A 19,311-nucleotide genomic window follows, 5' to 3' on the forward strand; every position below is an offset into this window, starting at 1 on the left:
CTGGTGGGGCTTCCAACGATGGTAGGGTCAAGGCCCGATCGATCTAAAGACGCTCGAGGATCGCCCTCATCTGCCTTATTTCCCGCCTCTGCGACTCGATGATGCCGTCGGGGCCGTAGCAGAGGGCGCGCAGCTCGGGATCCTTCAGCGAGGCTTCCTTGCACATCAGCAAGGCACCGGAATGGTGCGGGATCATCGACTGCACGAACTGGCGATCGCCGACCAAGCCCTGCGCCCGGATGCCGATCAATGAGAGCACGAAGACTGCGGCGAAAGTGACGTACAAAGCCAGGTTCAGCTTGGCATTCATGTACATGGACTTCATCGTCAGCAACATGATGATGGCCATGGGAGCCCACATCACGAGCGCCATGTAGAAGAAGTTGATGTTCTGGACGAATTCGCCCCAGCTGAATATCATCGTGAACATGGCGAAATACATAACCGCCAGGCTCAGAGCCAGATTGATGGCGAGCATCACATAGTGATGCCGACCCTCCTTCGCGCTCATGCCGGACTCGCCGTGTTGTGCGTCTTTCACGTCAGCCTCCTGAGAGATGCTGTTCCCAATAGCGCAAGCCTTGCTTGCAAACTTCCCCATCTTCCGAACGCGTCAGGCCACACCTGCCCGATTAGCCGGGCGTGAGACGTCTTGTTCCCGTCGGCTTCAACTCAGACCAACCTAAAACCACGCACGAAGTCCGACCACAAACGTCGTGCTCTCGATGTCCTCGCCGGCAGACCGGAGGAAATCCGCAGTCCTCCCGAAGGCACGCTCATACGCCACACCGATGTAAGGCGCGAATTCGCGGCGAATCTCATAGCGGAGGCGGAGCCCGAGCTCTGCGTGCGTGATTCCGGATCCAGTGTTGAGTCTTGGGAGCTTCTGCGCCGAAAGCCTCAACTCTGCCTGCGGCTGAAGGACCACGCGCTGGGTCAGTCGCAGGTCGTAGGTTCCCTCGACCCGCCCGGTCAGGTCGCCGCGATCGGACAAGAACGCTGCGGCTTCGACTTCGAACCAATAGGGGAAGAGGCTTTCAACCCCGACTGTCGCGTAGGTTCGCGAATTTCCGGACCCGAAGTCACGACGTACTCCGACTTGCACGTCGGTATAACGAGCCACTGCGCGGGAATAGAGTGCCTGAACTTCGGCAAGCTCGACCCCCTCGCCTCCAGAGCCCTCGCCTTCGGACTTGAAGACAAACCTGTTGATGTCGCCGCCGTACCAGCCTTCAACATCCCATCGATAGCCGCCGCCCGGTGGCTGGGATTGGTACTCTGCGAGGTTGAGCATCAGCTTCGCGATCCGTACGCCCCCGTGCTCGCGCGCGAGGATTCCCCGGGCGCGCTGCATCGGCCCCGTCCCGAAGACCTGATCGGCCACGTTGTCGGTGATCACGGCCGGCGCCGGCGCATTGCCGACAGGCAAGCCGGTCGCGGTCTGGCCGCCCTCCATCGGCGCCATCGTGTGTCCCGCATCAGGGTCCGCTGGGCCCGGCATGGTGTGTCCGGCATGCGGATCGGCGGGAGCCGCAGGTTGTGCGGGCATGGCGTGCCCGGCATGGGGGTCCACGGGCGCTGCCGAGGCTTCGGAGCCTTGAGTCGGCAGCGATGGGCGTGAGGTCTCCGGCGGCTCCGGCGCCGCGTGGCCCGCATGGGGGTCGGCCGACGGCTTCGTTGCGGCGGGCATGGCGTGGCCTGCGTGCGGATCCGCCGGCGCGGCGGGCTGCGGCGGCATCGCGTGACCGGCGTGGGGATCGGCGGCCTGGGCGGCGGCGGCTGTGGCCGAGCTGGCCAGCGCCAGGGCTAGGAGGGAGGTCCGGATCATGCCGCCGCTCCTTCGACCGGACGCACCTTGAAGACTTGGAACATGCCGGCGTGCATGTGGTAGAGCATGTGGCAGTGGAAGGCCCAGTCACCGCCCTCGGCGGTGAAATCGAACGACACCTTCCCACCCGGCATTACGTTCACCGTATGCTTGCGCGGCAGATGGCCGACTGGCCCGTGCACCAGCTCGAAGAAGTGCCCGTGCAAGTGGATGGGGTGCGTCATCATCGAGTCGTTGATGAGGGTGACGCGCACCCGCTCACCGGCCCGGAAGGAATAGGCCGGCGGGTTCTCGCTGAACTTCCAGCCGTCGAAGCCCCAGATAAACCGCTCCATGTTGCCGGTGAGATGGATGTCCATCGCGCGATCCGGCGGCCTGGGGTCGGGGTTGGGATCCAGCGCGATGAGGTCCTTGTAGACCAGCACCCGATGACCGACGCTTTCCAGCCCAAGGCCGGGATCGCCGGTGCGATCCATCGGCATGGGCGCGATCATCTGCACGCCCGGCCCCTTCTTGATTTGAGGGGCCTTCGACCAGTCCAGCATGTTCATCTTCATGCCGCCCATGTCGCCCATCACGTCCGAACCGCGCTGGCGCGGCGGAGCCATGCCGGGCGGCGGCCCGGCGGCCGCCATGCCCGCGGGATCCATCCCCGGCATGCTGGAGTGATCCATTCCAGCCATCTGCGAATGGTCCATGCCGGCCATGGCGCCGTGCGCGGACATGTCCATGCCCATGTCCTTCATGGTCAGGATGGGCCGCTCACGCAGCGGCGGCACGGCCGCGCTCATCCCAGCGCGGGGCGCCAGGGTCGCCCGCCCCAAGCCGGAACGGTCGATCGCCTCCGAAACGATCGTGTAGGCGCGATCCTCGGTCGGGTGGACGATCACGTCGTAGGTCTCGGCGTTGCCGATCTGGAACTCGTCCACCTCGACGGGCCGGACGTTCTGGCCGTCGGCTGCGACGACTGTGAGCTTCAGGCCCGGAATGCGGACGTTGAAGACCATCTGCGCCGCACTGTTAATAAAGCGCAGGCGCACCCGCTCGCCGGGCTTGAAGAGCCCGGTCCAGTTGTCCTTGGGGCCGTGGCCGTTGACGAGGAAGGTCATCACCGCGCCGGTGACGTCCGAGATGTCGGTCGGGTCCATGAGCATCTTGGCCCATTCGATCCGTTCGCCGAGGGTCTGGTCCTTGCCCGCAAGCAGGCCGGCGATCGTCTGGCGCTGATAATTGAAGACCCCGCCCTGCTGCTTCAGCCGCTTGAAAATCAGGTGCGGGTGCATCTCGCTATGGTCGGCTAGCACCAAGACGTGCTCGCGGTCGTAAGCGACGGGATCGGGCTTCGCCGGCTCGATGACGATTGGGGCATAGTGGCCCTCCGCCTCCTGCAGACCCGAGTGGCTATGGTACCAGTAGGTGCCTGACTGAATGATCGGGAACTCGTAGACGAAGGTCTCGCCGGGGCGGATGCCGGGAAAGCTGACCCCCGGAACGCCGTCCATCTCGAAAGGCACCAGCAGCCCATGCCAGTGGATCGAGGTGTCCTCATCGAGGGTGTTCGTCACCGCGATCCGGACCCGCTGACCTTCTTTCAGACGAATGAGCGGACCGGGCACGGTCCCATTGATCGTCACGGCATGGCGACGCTTGCCGTCGATCGTGATCGGTGTGTGGCCGATCGTCAGTTTGATGTCCTCGCCGGAAAGCGTCGGCAGGGTCGACACCTGGCCGGGCGTCGCGCTCTGCGCCCAGGCGGGCAGCAGCGAGCTGATCGCCGCTCCGCCCCCGAGGATGGCCGCGCCTTTGATCAGGGCGCGGCGGTCAAGGTCAGGTCGTGGCCTGGACATTCGAAATCCTACGATCGGAACAATAGACGAGGTGATAGGGCTTCCCACCGCGGGAAGGTCAAGCGCCCCGCCCACACAAACTCTACGCAGCTCGGGGCGCTTGCCCCTGAACTTCTGAGGATTAAATCGCCGATCGGTCGATAAGCTCCGCAAGCTGCTGGCGGGCCCGGTAGACGCGCGTCTCTACGGTCTTGACGGTCACCCCCAGGAGCGCGGCGGCTTCCTGCTGAGTGAGCTCGTCGAAATAGGTCAGTAGCAGCGGCTCTTTGAGCTTGGTCGGTAGGCGGTCGACGGCTTTCTGGACGATGGCCCGGCGCTGCGCCGCAACGACCGACTCCTCCCCGTCGGGCGCCGGATCCGCTTGCGCCTGCGCCTCGGTTGATTGGTCGTCCTTCTCTCCCAGGATGAACCGACGAACCGCCAGACGGCGGGCGCGATCGCGGCACTTGTTGAGGGCTATGGCGCGCAGCCAGACCGGGAACGCCCGCAGATCGTCGAAACGCGCGAGCGCCTTCCACGCCGCTACGAAGGTCTCCTGCACGACATCGACAGCCGCGTCGGCGTCGCCGACGTAGCGGCGCACGAAGCCATACAGCGACGGCTTGTGCCGACGCATGAGCGTGGTGAACGCCCGATCCTCCCCGCCCCGCGCGCGCTGGACGAGATCGGCGTCCGTCTCTTCCTGAAGCGTCACGGCGCCTGTTCAGTGAGGGCCTCAGCGACACGCTTGTCGAACTGCGCAGCCTGGTCCGGCGTCAACACGGTGCGCATCGCCAGGACGTGCAGGATGGTTTCGTTCTGAAGGGCCCCCATGGCGTCGTGGAACCGTTCGACCGCGGCCTTCACCTCCGGCGAATACTCGTGACGCACCTGAATGGCCCGGGCGAGCTCGGCGTTGGCGGCGCGCAGCTCGGCCTCCCGCGCCCGACGACGAACCGCGAAGTCCTGCTCGAGCACATCCAGCCTCTTCCGCTGCTCGGGGGCGAGTTTCAGCTCTTCGTGGACGAACTCATGCAGCGAAGGCTGGTGGCGCTGGTCATAGATGTAACGCGCGCCAATCCAGGTTCCCCCGACGGCCGCGATGACCGTCAGGAGCAGCGTGAGGATCAGCCCACGGCTGAAGAAACTCATCCGTGGTGATCCAGGAGGGTGGAGGGGGCGAGCTCCGCCTTAGTGGAGAAGGCGGACACCTCCTGGGATTGCGCGGCCACGGCGACCGCAGTCGCGCCGCCGCTCGCCACGCCCAATCCCAGCGCGCCGACGACGGCCGCGGCCCGTACCGCCAGGAGCGTTGGAGCGGCCGCCCGCGCCTGGCGCACGCGCTCGATGCCCTGCCAGACCCTCGCCTCCAGGCTCTGGTAGCCGGCGGGTAGCGGCTCCGATCGAAGCGCTCTCAGTTCGTCATCAAGTCTGTCGTCCATCGCAACACCCCGATCATCCGTCATGACTCTATACGCAGGATCTGGTGGGCTCCCCTCAACTGAGGGCCGGCGGCGCCGTCCCGCGTATGTCCTATAGAGGTCGGGAGCTGGGGGGCTGCAATGGTTCGTCGCGAAAGCGAAGCGCGCGAGGCTGGAGGCGTGTTTCCAGCCGATCTCCCGGCTCTTACCAGCGTACGCTTCTTGTTGGCCTTGGGGGTGGTGCTCTTCCACTATCAGCTGCAGTGGCCTTGGGACGCCATGTCGTCGACCGGGTTCTTCGACCGGGCGCGGCTCGGGGTCGACGCCTTCTTCATCCTCTCCGGCTTTGTCCTGACCCACGCCTATCGCGATGCGATCGCCGGAAACCGGATGAATTATGGCAGGTTCCTGATCGCCCGCTTCGCCCGAATCTACCCGGCGCACCTGGCTGTGCTCGCCTTCGTGCTGGTCATGGTCACCACGGCGAGCCTGGTGGGCGCTGAGTTCGACCGCAATCTCTACAATCCCGCCGGCCTCGTCACGACACTGCTCCTCGTTCACGCCTGGCTCCCGGAGGTGGTGAAAGCCGAATGGAACGGTCCCTCCTGGTCGCTGTCCGCCGAGTGGTTCGCCTATCTCGCCTTCCCGGTATTTGCGTGGATCGGTCTGAAGCTTCGGCGCCGGCCGATGCTGCTCTTAGCGCTGACCGCCCTGCTCTTCCTGGCGCTGGACCAAGTCTACCAAGCCCTGTTCGACGACATTGTAGTGCACGCTGAAGCGAGCATGGGCATACTGCGCATCATCCCCGAATTCCTCTACGGCGTGGCCCTCTACCGCTTAGGAGAACGCCTGCTGCTTGGTCGCCGGGCCGCCGTCCTGTTCGCCGGGGCGGCGGCGATTCTTCTCGTCGCGCTGATGCACCTGAAGGCCGACGACCGATGGATCGTCGCTGCAGCGGGCCCGCTCGTACTGGCTCTGGCTATGCTCTCGAAGGTACAGGCCGAGGGTGTCCTCAAGGCGCGCTGGCCCCGCCTCGGGGGCGAAGCCTCCTACGCGCTCTATCTCGTCCACATGCCCATCCTGATCGCCTGGAAGGGCGTCTGGTCGGCCGCCCAGGGGCGCGACAGCGGCTATGTACTCGGCTGGTGGGAGGTAGCCGCGCTCTTGGCGCTGTCGCTTCTGGCGGCCATCGCCCTTCACCTACTGTTCGAGGGTCCGGCCCGTGCTTGGATTCGTCGCCGGGCGGATCGCCTTTGGCCCGCCCCTGAGACTCGGGCCCAGATGCGACCAGGCTCCCAGCCGCCTGACATCTAGGTCAGGGTCCAAGGGCGAGCGATCTGATCGGCCTGGGCGGGCGCAAGGAGCCCGCGGCTGATCTGCTTAGGGCTTCGGCGCGCGTCCGCCGTGCTTGTCGAGCCAGGCCTGCAGTTCGGCGATCTCCTTGCGCTGCATGTCCGCCGATTTTTGCGCCATCTTCTTCGCCTCCGCGTCGTCGCCGTGCTTCAGCACCGCATCGGACATCGCGATCCCGCCCCTATGGTGCTCGATCATCTTCAGCGCCCAGGCGCGATCAGGATCGGCGTCGTTGGCGGACATCATCTTCTGATGCATGTCCTGCATGCCCTTCATGTAGTCTTGCTTGGCCATTTGGCCGTGCTGCATGCTGGCGCCGCTCTGCTGAGCGAGGGCCGGTGCGGCGAGCAGCGCGGCCCCAGCCGCAACGATGGCGATCATTTTCATCTGGGAGCCTTTTGCGATCAGTGAAACGTCTGGAGGGCGGCCTGACAGGCCTGTTCGCAGCGCCGGCACGATTCGGCGCAGATGCGGCAGTGCTCATGCATGCTGGCGTGACGGTCGCATTCCTCCGCGCAGAGCCGGCAGGCCTCCTCGCATGCCCTCAGCACACTCTGGATGATCGGTTCGTTTGAGCCGGTGCGGCGTGATGCGATGTGGCCAGCGGCCGTGCAAATGTCGGCGCAGTCGAGGTTCAGGCGAATGCATTGGGTCAGCTGCGCGACCATCTGCTCGCCCAGGCAGGCATCGGCGCACGACGTGCAGCTCTGAGCGCAGTCGAAGCATTCCTCGATGCAGCGGATCAGGCTGTCGTTTGTGTTTCCGCGCACCTGGGGGTGCGTACTTATTATTTCATGGGCGTGCATGGCCGTCATCCTATGCAGGTGGATGGCCGCTGAACCCTCATTCTGGAGTTCCGTTCCGCCGCACGGGCCGAGGAGCGAAATCTTTTGTCCGTAGAACTGAAAAACCGAGGGAGCAGCCTTCCGCGTGCGTATTGCCGCTCGTCTTTTCCGGGCTCAAGCGGGTGGGGGTGAACTCATCATGGGAGCGCAGTGACGCTCACGCGAAGCCTCACAGCTAGCTTGCCGGAGATGGGAAACGCACGGGAGTTCGTCAGTGGGCGGCTCCGGGCTAAGCGTCATTAACATCCCGTGCTCGTGCGCTACGGCAGAAATGCACAGGGCCGGACCCGACGGCGCCACCTACATGTGTCCGTCCATCTTCATCGGCGGATCCGCTTTCTTCATCGGGATGGAGCCGTCGTTCTTGGCGCCCATGCCGTCGGCATGCGCCTTGGCGCCCATCTCCATTCCGCGCTCATGCGCATCGCGTTCCATCTCCATCCCTTCACGGTGCCCCTCGGCGCGAGCCTCTTCTAGGGTTTCAGACGAACTGGAATGATGCTCGCCGGCTTCGCCCGGGGCGTCGGGCGTCGTCGCCGGAGCCGTGGCGACGGGCGACGGGGCGCCGGGCGCCGGAGCCTCCGTCTTCTGCTCGCACCCGGCCAGGCCGATCGCCGCCAAGGCGACGGAGCCAGCCAAGGCCTTTAGCAGACGGGGCGGCAAGAGATGGGTCATGGGTCGCGTCCTGTCGGTGGGTCAACGAAGCGGCAGATAAAGTGAGGCCGACCGGCTGCAGCATGAAGGGCGCAGCCGGTCGGCCGCTTTCCTACTTCTTGGCTTCAGCCATCTTTGCGGCGCACTTTCCGTGCATCTTATCCATCTCGGCCTTGCTGAGCGGCTTCATCTTCATGACCCCGGGAGTGCCTTTCATGGAGGCGTGGTCATGCATGACGCGGCCGTCCATCTTCCGGCCCATGACGCTCTTGCACTCTTCGTGGGTTGGGTTGGCGGGATCCTTGACCGAAACGGTGGCGTCGGCCGCGGCCTTGTGATCCCCGTGTTCCGGCTGCGCGTAGCTCTGGCTGGCGGTGGCGAGGCCGAGGGCCGCGATGGCGACGAATAGGGTACGCATGGGTGTGTCCTTTGCTGGTCGGCGGACAGCGGCTCGCCGTGCCCTCGATTGAAATATGCCAAACCCTAGCGTTCCCTCCAAACCCAACCTTGATATCGATCAAGCGCCGCTGCGGCGGGACGCCAGCGCCATCAGTTCCGGAGCTTGCCGATCAGCTCGACCAGCTCGGCTGTCTTCTGTTCGCGCTCCGCCACGTCGCCGCTGGCCGCCATCGCACCAGCGACGCAGTGTTCGAGGTGGTCTTTCACGAGTTCGCCCTCAACCCGACGCAGCGCCGCCCTCGCGGCGTGCAGTTGCGTCAGGATGTCGAGGCAGTAGCGATCCTGCTCCACCATGCGGGAGATGCCTCGCACCTGCCCTTCAACCCGGTTCAGCCGATTGATCAGACGTGGCTTGTTCGTGCGTTCCATCAAAGCCTCCGCCGCTCGGTGCGGCAATATACAGAAAGCCGCGATTTGATCCATGCCCCACTGGGGTATATATACGCCGAACAGGAGGCCCCATGAGCGGTCAAGGCCATACCCACCATCATCATGCTGACCCCAGGGACCGCCAGGCGGCTGACGTGGCGGTCACCGACCCGGTCTGCGGCATGGCGGTTGATCCGGCGACCACGCCGCACCACGCGGAGCATGCGGGGCAGACCTTCCACTTCTGTTCGGCCGGGTGCCGCACCAAGTTCGTCGCCGATCCGGCGAAATACCTGACCAAGGATGAAGGCCCGTCCGCTGCGGCGCCGGCAGGGACGATCTACACCTGTCCGATGCACCCCCAGATCCGAAAGGAGGGTCCGGGCAACTGCCCCATCTGCGGCATGGCGCTCGAGCCGGAAACCGCGACCGCCGACAGCGGTCCGAACCCCGAGCTGATCGACATGACCCGCCGGTTCTGGGTGGGTCTCGTCCTCACCCTGCCCGTTCTCGCGCTCGAGATGGGCGCGCATGTTCTCGATCTGCACCGCTGGATTTCGCCCACGACGTCGAACTGGGTGCAGCTCGCCCTGGCGACCCCCGTCGTGCTGTGGGCCGGCTGGCCCTTCTTCGAACGGGGCTGGGCGTCCCTGCGGACGCGCAACCTCAACATGTTCACCCTCATCGCCATGGGGATCGGGGTGGCCTGGGCCTACAGCGTCGTGGCCACGCTGGCGCCGCACATCTTCCCGTCGGCGTTCCGGCGCACCGATGGCAGCGTTGCAATCTACTTCGAAGCCGCGGCCGTGATCACGGTCCTCGTGCTGCTGGGTCAGGTGCTGGAACTGCGGGCCCGCGAGCAGACCTCGGGTGCGATCAAGGCGCTGCTGGACCTCGCGCCCAAGACCGCGCGACGGGTCCGGACGGATGGGACTGACGAAGAGGTCACGCTCGACCAGATCCTGGTGAGCGACCAGCTGCGGGTGCGGCCGGGCGAGAAAGTCCCCGTCGACGGCGAGGTCGTGGACGGCCGCGTCTCGATCGACGAGTCGATGGTCACCGGGGAATCGATGCCCGTGACCAAGGAAGCGGGCGACAAGGTCGTCGGCGGCTCGATCAACAAGACCGGCTCCTTCGTGATGCGGGCCGAGAAGGTCGGGGCCGACACCCTGCTGTCGCAGATCGTCCACATGGTCGCCCAGGCCCAGCGCTCTCGGGCGCCGATCCAGCGCATGGCCGACCAAGTCTCGGGCTGGTTCGTCCCAGTGGTGATCGTGATCGCTGTCCTGGCATTCGCCGGCTGGGGGGTCTTTGGTCCCGAGCCGAGGTTTGCCTTCGGCCTCATCGCGGCGGTCTCGGTGCTGATCATCGCCTGCCCGTGCGCACTTGGACTGGCGACGCCGATCTCGATCATGGTGGGGGTCGGTCGCGGCGCCGGGGCCGGCGTGCTCATCAAAAACGCCGAAGCCCTGGAGCGGTTCGAAAAGATAGACACGTTGGTGATCGATAAGACCGGAACTCTCACCGAGGGGCGGCCAGCGGTCACCGCCATCGTGCCCGCCGCGGGTTGGGACGAAGCCGAAGTGCTTCGCCTGGCCGCCAGCCTCGAGCGTGGCAGTGAGCATCCCCTCGCGGACGCCATCCTCCGCGCCGCAAGCGATCGCAAGCTAAGCCTTTCAGAGCCGTCCGACTTTGACTCGCCCGTCGGCAAGGGCGTTCTGGGCTCGATCGACGGGCGGCGTCTGGTGCTCGGATCCGGCAAGTTTCTGAAGGAACAGGGGGTCGACACCGGGGAACTCGATAGTCAGGCAGAGTCGCTCCGCACTGACGGCGCTACGGCAATCTTCATGGCGGTCGACGGACAGGCCGCAGCGGTGTTCGCCATCGCCGACCCCATCAAGGCCACCACGCCCGAAGCCGTTCGCCTCCTGAAGGCCGAAGGCGTGCGGCTCGTCATGATGACCGGCGACAACCGCACCACGGCGCTCGCCGTGGCCCGCAAGCTCGGCATCGACGAAGTCGAGGCCGAGGTTCTACCGCAGGACAAGGCGGCCGTGGTCGAGAAGTTCCGCGCCGAGGGCCGCAAGGTGGCGATGGCGGGAGATGGCGTGAACGATGCGCCGGCGCTGGCGGCGGCCGAAGTTGGGATCGCCATGGGCGCGGGGTCCGACGTGGCCATTGAGAGCGCGGGCGTGACCCTCCTGAAGGGCGATCTGCAGGGGATCGTCAAGGCGCGGCGGCTGTCCCGCGCCGTGATGCGGAATATCCGCCAGAACCTCTTCTTCGCCTTCGTCTATAATGCGGCCGGCGTGCCGGTAGCGGCCGGCGTCCTCTACCCGGTGTTTGGCTGGCTGCTCTCGCCGGCGATCGCGGCGGCGGCCATGGCGCTGTCCAGCGTCAGCGTGGTGACCAACGCCTTGCGGCTACGAAGCGTAAAGCTCTAGCGCGGACGGGTCCCGTCCGCCGGCGGCGCCGGGTGCAAATCGGGTTCGTCCGGCGACATGATGTCGGTTTGCGACGGGTCCTTCCCGAAGGCGGACTGGTCGTGGGGTTCCCCCATTTCGTCCGCCGCGGCGGCAGGCGCGACCTCGCCAGACTGCGGGCCGCCGGGCTCTGCGGAGCAGCTCGTCAGGATGAGGAGCACGGCGGCGGCGAGCCCTTTCGTCGATGTGAGATGAGCCTGCGCGCTGGCCAGCCATCGCATACGTGAGCCCTCGCTACGCCGACTGTCGTTCGGTCGACGCGAAATGCTGGACGGCGTCGATCACCATCCGACGCACGCACCAGCGCGCGTAAAGCCCCGCAAGGGCTGGAAGCCACCTCGCCCACCCCCGGCTCGGCAGGGCGTAGTCGATCCAGACGGACAGGCGCGAACCGGCCCCCTCTTCGGTGATGGCGAAGCCCATCTCGTATCCGCCGATGACCAGGAGCCTCGGCTCCCCCGTTGTGCGCCAGACCTTACGGTGCGGCGGGTCGCGGACCGTGACCACCTCGTCGACAAAGAGCGACAAGCCAAACGCCGCGCCGCCCATGCGGATGTGCGAGCCCACCGCCTGGCCACGCCCCGCGTCGAACTCGTAGGTCATACGACCGCCGCCCATCATCACGGACGGTCGGCCCATGTGCTCGGCCAACCGGGTCTGGTCGTCCAGGCGGTCGAACACGGCCCGCGGCCGCGCGGGCGTCCGAGCGGTCGCCTCGCGGCGATGGCGGAACGCACCGACCTGGGGCCGGGCGCCGCCACCGGCGCCGGTCGGCGATGGTCCGACGGACTTGGCTCTCGGCATGGCGACCTCCAATCGATCGTAGCGTGACGCCGCCCGGAGAGGCGCAGGCGTGACCGCGCCAGTGCGCTCAGCAGCGCGGGGCTTTGTCCTTCGTTTCCTCCGCCGCCGGGGTCTTGGCGGCGAACGGCTCCGGCGCCATCAAGAGGATAAAGGTCAGTCCAGCGCCCAGCGCCATGAGCAGCCACTCCCCGAGGCCGGCGGCGAAGCCCGCGAGCGCGGATACCCAGACCGCTGCGGCGGTCGTCACGCCGTGGATCGAGCGGCCGCAGGCCGGGTGCATGATCACGCCGGCGCCGACGAATCCGACCCCCATCAGCACCCCTTGGAGCACGGTGCTGATGACCCGCGCGTCGTCGCTGTGGAGCCGCATGGCGATGACGCCGGCCATGGCGCCGGCTGTGGCGATCAACGCGAAAGTGCGCGCGCCGACGAAGCGGATCCGCCGGGACCGCTCGAGCCCGATCAGAAAGCCCACGGCCGCGGCGGCGACGACCCGAAGGACCAGGTCGAGATCAGACATCAGCGACTTCCTCGCGCAGGACGGTCGCGATGAGCGGGGCCACGGAGATGGCGTTCGTGGCGTGCAGCACTGCGTCGGTGGAGACGACGCGCGCCGAAGCGCCGGCGACCTCGGTCAGGGCGTCGCCCCCGAAGACCGCGTGCACGATGGCGCAGATCGGGGGCGGGAACCCCCGCAAGCCGAGCTCGCGGGCCGCCGCCGTCAAGGTACGGCCGGAAGACGCAATGTCGTCGATCAGCACCGGCTGACGGCCGGCGAATGCGGTGAGGTCGGGAAAGGTGATCCTGACGTCGCGATCGCCGAACCGCTCTTTGCGCAACACGACCACCGGGGCGTCAGCGGCCGCGGCCACGTCCGAAGCCCATTGCTCACTCTCGCTGTCCGGTCCGATCACCAGGGCATTTGGGGCTTCGGAACGGATCCAGGCGCCGAGCAGGTCGGCCGAATGCAGGGTCACACAGGGGATGGTGTAGAGGTCGCTGAGGGCTTTGAAGCGATGTAGATGGGGATCGACGGTGATCAGCCGGTCGAAGGCGCCCGAAAGCAGTCGCGCGAACGCGCGTGACGTCACCGCCTCCCCCGCCTTGAACGCCTTGTCCTGGCGCATATAGCCGAGGTACGGCGCGACCAGCGTCACCCGATTGGCGCCCTGCTCACGCGCGGCCGCAGCGACGAACAGGAGCGTCAGGATGACGCTGTCGATGCGCACCAGGCTGCAGACGATGTCGACCTGGCGGCCGGCCGGGTTGTCCAAGATGCGAACGTAGTGCTCGCCATCGGGGAACTGGCGCGTCTCGAGCCGCCCGAGCTCGGCGCCGGCGGCTTCAGCGAGCTTAGCGGCGAAGGCTTCATGGCCCGGCAGAGCCAGCATGAGACGCATGTCAGGCCTCCAATTGCACGATGTCGGGGTTCGCCGCGGCGAATTCGAGCGCGTAGGCCAGCTCGCCTTCGGCCTCGGCGTGCACGGTCATGAGCATTTGTCCCTGGGCGACGTCGTCGCCCAGTCGCGCGTGCAGCATGACCCCTGCCGACTTGGCGTCCGGGGCGCCCGCGAGCTTGGCCAGCCTGGCTAGGGTCCGGTTGTTGATGCTTGTCAGCCGCCCTGCGCGGGATGCCAAAACCGGGTGCGTCAAGGCGGCCTTCGGCGGCTGCCGCAGCCCGCCTTGAGCCTCGCAAATGGCCTGAAACTTCGCCCACGCCCGTCCGTCTGCAAGAGTGGTCTCGGCCAGCGCCAACCCTTTTCCGGCGGCGGTTCGGCCGGCGAGTTCGAGCGCGGCGCCGGCCAGCATGCAGGCGCGCCGCCGCAGGTCCTGCGGAGCCTGGGGATCGTTCTTCAGCACGGCCAGAACGTCGTGCGCTTCCAGCGCAGGACCGATCCCGCGCCCGACCGGCTGCACGCCGTCGGTCATGACACACCGCAGCTCCACGCCGAACACGCGCCCGACCTCGGTCAGCTCCGCGGCGAGTTCGGCCGCCGCGTCGTCGGTCCTGACCTTGGCCGTCGCGCCCACCGGTATATCGATCACGATGTGGGTCGATCCGGCGGCGATCTTCTTCGACAGCACCGAGGCGATCAGTTGGCCTCGCGTGTCGATGTCCAGCACCCGCTCCACCCGGATCAGGATGTCGTCGGCGGGGCTGAGGCTGACCGAGCCGCCCCACACCAGGCAGGCGCCCTCGCGGTCCACCACGCGCCGCATGGCCGCGACGTCCAGGTCGACGGGGGCGAGCGTCTCCATGGTGTCAGCCGTTCCGGCGGGACTGGTGATCGCGCGCGACGATGTCTTCGGCATCAGCAGACCGTGCGACGCGACGATGGCCACGACGATCGGGGTGGTGCGATTGCCGGGAAGCCCGCCGACCGAGTGCTTGTCGATGACAATCGGCGATGGCCAGGTCAGCCGCTCGCCGACCTCGATCATCGCGCGCGTGAGGCCGACCGTCTCCTCAAGGTCCAGAGGGAGCGCCGAGCAGGCGGTGAGGAAAGCGGAAAGGTGAACGTCCGTGTAGCGTGCGGCGGCGACGTCCCGGACGATCGACTGGAGCGCCGCCGGATCGAGCCGCTGTCCGTAGATCCGACGCCGGACCGCCGAGAGGGAGCCGAGGGGCGGCGGATGGCGCACGGTGAGCTCCGCCCCCTCGGCGATGCCCAGCCGCGCCCAGGCGGCTTCCGACAGGCCCGCTTCCCCATGGCCAAGAAGGCCGTCGGACACCTGGTAGAGAAGCGCGAGCACCTCGCGCCCATTCGCCATTAGCAACACCTGCGAGCGCGGGCCGAGACCCTCGGAGCGGCAGACGTGGCAGTCCGAACGCATGAGAACGACGGCGTCGTCCTGGGTGAACAGTCCCAGCCGCCGAGCCTTCAGGGTCGGTGTGGGAGAACGGGGTTGCGCCTCCACAGTCACGACAGGCCGTAGGCTTCGTCCTGAGCGGAGATCGTGCAATCCCACCCCAGGTCCGCCTCGATGCGCGCCTTCAGTCCGACTGGGCCGTCATCCTCCCCGTGGACGATGAACGTCCGGGCCGGCGGGCGCTTGAAGCCGGCCAGCCACCGCATGATCTCGTCCACGTCCGCGTGGGCCGAGAGCATCGGGAGGTTCGCCACCTCGGCTCGAATGGGGATCCACTGCCCGTGGACCTTCACTTCGCGGGCGCCCCCGAGTAGCGCCTGCCCGCGGGTTCCGGCCGCTTGATAGCCTGAGAAGAGCACGGTGTTGCGGGCGTCGGGGCCGTACGCCTTCAGATGGTGCAGCACGCGCCCGCCGGTCGCCATGCCGCTGGCCGATATGATCACCTTGGGCATGCTGTTGTGGCTTAGAGCCTTCGACTCCTCGACGTCGCGCGTATAGGTCGCGACCTCGCAAGATGCCCGGCAGACATCCTCGCTCAGCTTGTGATCGGCCCCATGGCGACACAGAAGATCGGTCGCATCAGTCGCCATGGGACTGTCGAGATAGATGGGCGTCAACGGCAGCGCCCCATCCTGCTTGAGTTTCGATAGCAGGTAGAGCAGCTCCTGGGCGCGCCCGACGGCGAACGCCGGAATCACGACAGTGCCGCCCCGCGCGGTCGTGCGCTCGATCACCTGCAGCAGCGCTTGCGCTGGCGCCACCGGATCGTGGCGACGGTCTCCATAGGTGGACTCCACGATCAGGTAGTCGGCGTGCGGCACGGGCTCGGGATCGGGCGTGATCGGATCGTCGTAGCGGCCGAGGTCCCCCGAGAAGACGACGGTCTTCCCGCCCCATCGAATCTCGACGGTTGCGGCGCCCAGGATGTGGCCCGCGTAGCGGAACGTGGCCGTGGCGCCATGTCCAAGGTCCACCGGTTTGCCGAAGGCGACGGGCCGGAGCTGGCCAATGGCGCGTTCGGCGTCATGCTTGCCGTACAGCGGGAGCGCGGGCTTGTGCTTGGAAAAGCCATGCCGGTTCGCGAACTCGGCGTCGCTTTCCTGGATCTTGGCGCTGTCCAGCAGCAGGAGTTCCGCCAGATCGGCCGTTGCCGCCGAGCAGTAGATTGGGCCTCGGAAGCCCTCTCGCACCAGCCGTGGCAGGTAGCCGGAGTGATCGAGGTGCGCATGGGTCAACACCACGGCGTCGATGGAGGCCGCCTCGCGGGACAGCGGCTCCCAGTTCTTGAGGCGCAGGGCCTTCAGACCCTGGAACAGCCCGCAGTCCACGAGCAGGCTTCGCCCCCCAAGCTCAAGCAGGTGCTTCGAGCCCGTCACCGTTCCCGCGCCGCCTAGCGACGTCAGCGTCAATTTGGCCATGCGCCCTCCGCTCCCTGCTACAGAATACGCGCCCCGCCGGCCGCGCCCTTGCCCCAGATCAAAGCTGCGCCCGCTCTCCGCCCGTTCAGGTGACGAAGACGGGCGCAAAGCCGCCGCCCGGCGTGCGGAAGTTCGTTGTTTGCCCCTGATAGACTCGCGCCGCGGCGAGGAGCGGCGAGCCGGCGTAGGTGTAGAGACGTACGTCAAGCTTGAGCGCCTGGACCTCGCCGTCGATTCTAATGCGCCGCTCGGTCGGTGCGGCCAGTTCCTGGGCGATATAGCCGCCGCGCTGCACCTCCTCCCAGACCCCGCGGGTCATCTTGTCGCCGCGATAGACCGCCTTGCCGCCGTGGCCGCCGGCCGGCTTGAAGAAGTAGCGTTTGCGAGCCGACCACAGGGCCTCCGCGGACTCCGGGGTCACCAGGATCGTTCGAGGCACTGCCGAAAGACTGCGCTGCTGGGTGGGCGACAGTCCCCAACCGGCGGGCGCGGCGGGATCGGACAGCACCGTCAGGTTCCGCTTGTCCGCCAGGAGGGCGTGGTTGCGCGGATTGGGCGTGAGAACGACAGCGCCCGCCACATAGGCGTCACGTAGCGCCCGGTGTCGCTCGCCATCCAGCGCGAAGTCGACAAGCCGGTTGTAGACCAGATCGATCGCTTCGTCGCCGTGCCGAAGCTGGCCCTGGGCGAAGGACAACTCTGCAGGATCGACGATCCTGACCTTCAGGCCGCGCCGCTCGAACGCGCGCTGGGCGAGCAGGAACTCAGGGAAGAGGTACTGCTCGGTCGGGCGATCGTCGATGATGGCGAGGGTGCGCGGCTGACTGGCGCGACCCTGAGACCGCCACTCTTGCTCGAACATCCGCCACACGGCCGCCTCGAAATTCGCGGCCGGCGTCGCTTCGATTGCGTCTCGCGCCTCGCGGCAGCACGCACCCTGGGCGCGGGCGAGGAAGGCGTTCAGAAAGGCGCCGCCGGCGTTGGTGTTGACTTCGATCAGCTTCGGCCCGCTCGCGCCGAGATGGAAGTCGTACCCCGTGAAGACGCCGCGGGGCCCGAAGTCATGCCGCGCGATTTCGGGCGCCCAGGCCATCACCGCCGCCTGATAGGTGGGGTCGCTGGCCGCCGCCTCGATCGCATCGACGACCGCAAGCATGGCGTCCAGATCCGCGCGCGCGAGGAACACCGGCATTTCGGCGAAAAGGTGCGGCCGGCCGTCCAGCAGAGCCGCTGCGAGGTCGGCGTCCAGCGCTTCGGCCTGGATCGCCGCAACGAGGCTGGCACGATCCAGCGTGATGCAGAAGCACTCACGGTTGAGCACGGCGTCGCGGTTTTCAACACCTCGATCGTCGTGGGTCATGCCCCTCCCCTCTAAGCCAGTCGACATCAGCCGGACGAAACAGACGAGAACCCGGCATCTTCGCTACCCGCTCGGCGGGCGCGTCGCCCGCATTGATCGCGATCTTGATTGCGGCGATGGAATTGCCGGCGACCCAGGCGGGCTCGACAAGTCCCTCGGCCGGAGGCGCAGAGATGGCTGAAACGGTTCATGAGCAACGTCGGGAATCTAGGGCGGTCGCAACGTCGTGATACGTCCGGGTCAATGTACCTTTACCATGCCAACGCCCTTGATGTTGTTGAACGAGTCGGTCTGGTGACAGAGGTAACACTGTTCGACCCGAGCCCCCTTCTGGCCTGAGATGGGACGGTCCATCATTTCGAAGTGCATCATGTAGTGGCTGGGCGGCGCCTTGTGGCACTGCGCGCAGTCAGTGGACTTGGGACTCGGATGGAGGAAGGTCTTGATCTCCCAGCTCTCGGTCTGGTGACAGCTGGCGCACTGCTTGCCGAAGAAGCCGCCGTGAGGATCTTGAACCGCATGGCACGTGGCGCACTGCAGGCTCCCCGAGCCGCCATCGCGCCGCCGTGCGACCGCCTCGAGCACAGCGTGATCCATTTTGGTGGGCCGGACGGCGCGACCCTGGTGCTCGACGTGACAGCCTTTGCAGTCCCCGATGTTCTGGTGAAACGCGGTCGCGGGTTTCATCAGCAACTCCGGCGCCGGCGCATGGCAGGTGACGCACTTCTCCGCTGTCACACCCGCGACTGGCGCATGGCAGCTTTCACACTTGTCGCCCAGGAAGGCGTGGGCCTCGGAAAGGGCCCCCGGCCGCACCGCGCCCGTCCATCCAGGCAAGGCGTGGCTGCCACCTTGCCAAAGCGTCCACACGACCCCAGCGACGAAGACCATGCCGAATACGCTCAGCGCCGCGTAGATCTGGCCCGGCAGCTTCATGGGAGCCACCTCAGTCCATAGTAGACGCCGGACCAGATGTGCAGCGCGAGCAGCGTGTACATGACGATGGCGGCGAGGATGTGGGCGACCACCCACCGGTTCAGCGCGCGCTTCAAAGTCTCGCGGGCGCCGATGGCGAACTCCAGGTCGGAAATGGCGCCTAGCAGGTGATTGACCTTGAGGCCGGAGGGATCGACCACAACCTCATCCTTCAGGCCGACGGCGGACAGCGCGAGGCTGTCATAGCGATCCCTCAGCACGGAGAGCTGGCGTTGTTGATCCCGCAAATCCTGGCCAAGCTCGACGAGGAAGTAGCGTCCGACAAAGCCGGTGGCGACGACCAGAAGCATCGAGACCATGAGCCCCACCCCCAGGGGACTCACTAGCTTATGACCTGAGTGCAGGACGCCCAGCACCGCGCCGATCGCCCCGGCATAGACGTGGAAGGTCAGAATCGCGCCAAGGGAGACCCGCCGCGCGCTGAGCAGCGCCTTCACCCGCCCCTGCCGCTTCACGAGGGCGTACGCCAGTAGGGCGACAAAGAGCACAGCTGCGGCTATGCCCAGGGCCCCGCCGGCCAAGCTCCCGGGAAACCGCGGCGCTGAATGCAACAGGAAGGCGGGCGCGGTGAGCGCAAGTGCGCTCAGCAGGCCTTCCACAATGACCTTCTCACTTCGCGTCATG

Annotated in this window: 22 protein-coding genes; 2 read left to right on the forward strand and 20 right to left on the reverse strand. The window is 66.7% G+C overall.

Annotated features, from left to right (window positions below; translation table 11 throughout):
* Positions 1 to 43: 43 nt before the first annotated feature.
* From H2041_RS06900 to H2041_RS06925, 6 genes are all read right to left on the reverse strand, one after another.
* Positions 44 to 541 (reverse strand): DUF305 domain-containing protein, encoded by a 498-nt coding sequence (locus H2041_RS06900; RefSeq protein ID WP_293410889.1) that lies wholly within the window; start codon positions 539 to 541, stop codon positions 44 to 46.
* A 141-nt stretch (positions 542 to 682) separates the two neighbouring features.
* Positions 683 to 1,828 (reverse strand): copper resistance protein B, encoded by a 1,146-nt coding sequence (locus H2041_RS06905; protein WP_066680689.1) that lies wholly within the window; start codon positions 1,826 to 1,828, stop codon positions 683 to 685.
* Positions 1,825 to 3,675, reverse strand: a complete 1,851-nt coding sequence (locus H2041_RS06910; protein ID WP_293410892.1) for a copper resistance system multicopper oxidase — start codon at positions 3,673 to 3,675, stop codon at positions 1,825 to 1,827. The genes H2041_RS06905 and H2041_RS06910 overlap by 4 nt, the downstream gene beginning before the upstream one ends.
* A gap of 121 nt (positions 3,676 to 3,796) precedes the next feature.
* Positions 3,797 to 4,369 carry an RNA polymerase sigma factor gene (locus H2041_RS06915; RefSeq protein WP_293410894.1) on the reverse strand — a complete coding sequence of 191 codons (573 nt, stop codon included), beginning with the start codon at positions 4,367 to 4,369 and terminating at the stop codon, positions 3,797 to 3,799.
* Positions 4,366 to 4,806, reverse strand: a complete 441-nt coding sequence (locus H2041_RS06920) for a periplasmic heavy metal sensor (RefSeq protein WP_257817718.1) — start codon at positions 4,804 to 4,806, stop codon at positions 4,366 to 4,368. The genes H2041_RS06915 and H2041_RS06920 overlap by 4 nt, the downstream gene beginning before the upstream one ends.
* On the reverse strand, positions 4,803 to 5,096 hold the full coding sequence (locus H2041_RS06925; protein ID WP_257817717.1) for a hypothetical protein: 294 nt from the start codon (positions 5,094 to 5,096) through the stop codon (positions 4,803 to 4,805). The genes H2041_RS06920 and H2041_RS06925 overlap by 4 nt, the downstream gene beginning before the upstream one ends.
* Positions 5,097 to 5,216: 120 nt before the next feature.
* Here H2041_RS06925 and H2041_RS06930 point away from each other — a divergent pair, with 120 nt between their 5' ends.
* Positions 5,217 to 6,389 carry an acyltransferase gene (locus H2041_RS06930; protein ID WP_293395139.1) on the forward strand — a complete coding sequence of 391 codons (1,173 nt, stop codon included), beginning with the start codon at positions 5,217 to 5,219 and terminating at the stop codon, positions 6,387 to 6,389.
* A 66-nt stretch (positions 6,390 to 6,455) separates the two neighbouring features.
* Here the strand turns inward: H2041_RS06930 and H2041_RS06935 are convergent, their stop codons facing one another.
* The 5 genes from H2041_RS06935 to H2041_RS06955 form a co-directional block, all read right to left on the reverse strand.
* Complete coding sequence (locus H2041_RS06935) at positions 6,456 to 6,815, reverse strand: DUF305 domain-containing protein (RefSeq protein WP_293410899.1); 360 nt, start codon at positions 6,813 to 6,815, stop codon at positions 6,456 to 6,458.
* 17 nt (positions 6,816 to 6,832) lie between these two features.
* Positions 6,833 to 7,234, reverse strand: a complete 402-nt coding sequence (locus H2041_RS06940) for a four-helix bundle copper-binding protein (protein ID WP_293395145.1) — start codon at positions 7,232 to 7,234, stop codon at positions 6,833 to 6,835.
* Between the two features lie 339 nt (positions 7,235 to 7,573).
* Positions 7,574 to 7,948 carry a hypothetical protein gene (locus tag H2041_RS06945; RefSeq protein WP_257835849.1) on the reverse strand — a complete coding sequence of 125 codons (375 nt, stop codon included), beginning with the start codon at positions 7,946 to 7,948 and terminating at the stop codon, positions 7,574 to 7,576.
* Between the two features lie 91 nt (positions 7,949 to 8,039).
* On the reverse strand, positions 8,040 to 8,345 hold the full coding sequence (locus tag H2041_RS06950) for a hypothetical protein (RefSeq protein ID WP_066680675.1): 306 nt from the start codon (positions 8,343 to 8,345) through the stop codon (positions 8,040 to 8,042).
* Between the two features lie 131 nt (positions 8,346 to 8,476).
* Positions 8,477 to 8,755 (reverse strand): metal-sensitive transcriptional regulator, encoded by a 279-nt coding sequence (locus tag H2041_RS06955; RefSeq protein ID WP_066680674.1) that lies wholly within the window; start codon positions 8,753 to 8,755, stop codon positions 8,477 to 8,479.
* A gap of 92 nt (positions 8,756 to 8,847) precedes the next feature.
* On the opposite strand from H2041_RS06955, the gene H2041_RS06960 reads away from it, so the two are divergent.
* The gene (locus H2041_RS06960) at positions 8,848 to 11,199 is read left to right on the forward strand and encodes a heavy metal translocating P-type ATPase (RefSeq protein ID WP_293395150.1); all 2,352 of its coding nucleotides are present in this window, start codon (positions 8,848 to 8,850) and stop codon (positions 11,197 to 11,199) included.
* On the opposite strand, the gene H2041_RS06965 is transcribed toward H2041_RS06960, so the two are convergent.
* The 9 genes from H2041_RS06965 to H2041_RS07005 form a co-directional block, all read right to left on the reverse strand.
* A complete protein-coding gene (locus H2041_RS06965) occupies positions 11,196 to 11,459 on the reverse strand; it encodes a hypothetical protein (protein WP_293395153.1) in 264 nt (87 codons plus the stop codon). The genes H2041_RS06960 and H2041_RS06965 overlap by 4 nt on opposite strands.
* Before the next feature lie 13 nt (positions 11,460 to 11,472).
* Positions 11,473 to 12,042 (reverse strand): SRPBCC family protein, encoded by a 570-nt coding sequence (locus H2041_RS06970; RefSeq protein ID WP_231732256.1) that lies wholly within the window; start codon positions 12,040 to 12,042, stop codon positions 11,473 to 11,475.
* A 67-nt stretch (positions 12,043 to 12,109) separates the two neighbouring features.
* The gene (locus H2041_RS06975) at positions 12,110 to 12,562 is read right to left on the reverse strand and encodes an MgtC/SapB family protein (protein ID WP_293395164.1); all 453 of its coding nucleotides are present in this window, start codon (positions 12,560 to 12,562) and stop codon (positions 12,110 to 12,112) included.
* Positions 12,555 to 13,442: a ribose-phosphate diphosphokinase gene (locus tag H2041_RS06980; RefSeq protein WP_293410905.1), complete on the reverse strand. Its 888-nt coding sequence runs from the start codon at positions 13,440 to 13,442 to the stop codon at positions 12,555 to 12,557. Before H2041_RS06980 ends, H2041_RS06975 begins: the two co-directional genes overlap by 8 nt.
* 1 nt (position 13,443) lies before the next feature.
* Entirely contained in the window at positions 13,444 to 15,012 is a 1,569-nt protein-coding gene (locus H2041_RS06985; protein WP_367133088.1) for a thymidine phosphorylase family protein, read from the reverse strand.
* A complete protein-coding gene (locus tag H2041_RS06990; protein ID WP_257817709.1) occupies positions 14,964 to 16,331 on the reverse strand; it encodes an MBL fold metallo-hydrolase in 1,368 nt (455 codons plus the stop codon). The genes H2041_RS06985 and H2041_RS06990 overlap by 49 nt, the downstream gene beginning before the upstream one ends.
* Before the next feature lie 85 nt (positions 16,332 to 16,416).
* Positions 16,417 to 17,691, reverse strand: a complete 1,275-nt coding sequence (locus H2041_RS06995) for a hypothetical protein (RefSeq protein WP_257835856.1) — start codon at positions 17,689 to 17,691, stop codon at positions 16,417 to 16,419.
* 240 nt (positions 17,692 to 17,931) lie between these two features.
* Entirely contained in the window at positions 17,932 to 18,627 is a 696-nt protein-coding gene (locus tag H2041_RS07000; RefSeq protein WP_257835857.1) for a cytochrome C, read from the reverse strand.
* The gene (locus H2041_RS07005; protein ID WP_257835858.1) at positions 18,624 to 19,310 is read right to left on the reverse strand and encodes a hypothetical protein; all 687 of its coding nucleotides are present in this window, start codon (positions 19,308 to 19,310) and stop codon (positions 18,624 to 18,626) included. The genes H2041_RS07000 and H2041_RS07005 overlap by 4 nt, the downstream gene beginning before the upstream one ends.
* Between the last annotated feature and the right edge of the window lies 1 nt (position 19,311).

Origin of the sequence: Phenylobacterium sp. (genome assembly GCF_013911965.1) — a bacterium.
Classification (GTDB): domain Bacteria; phylum Pseudomonadota; class Alphaproteobacteria; order Caulobacterales; family Caulobacteraceae; genus Phenylobacterium.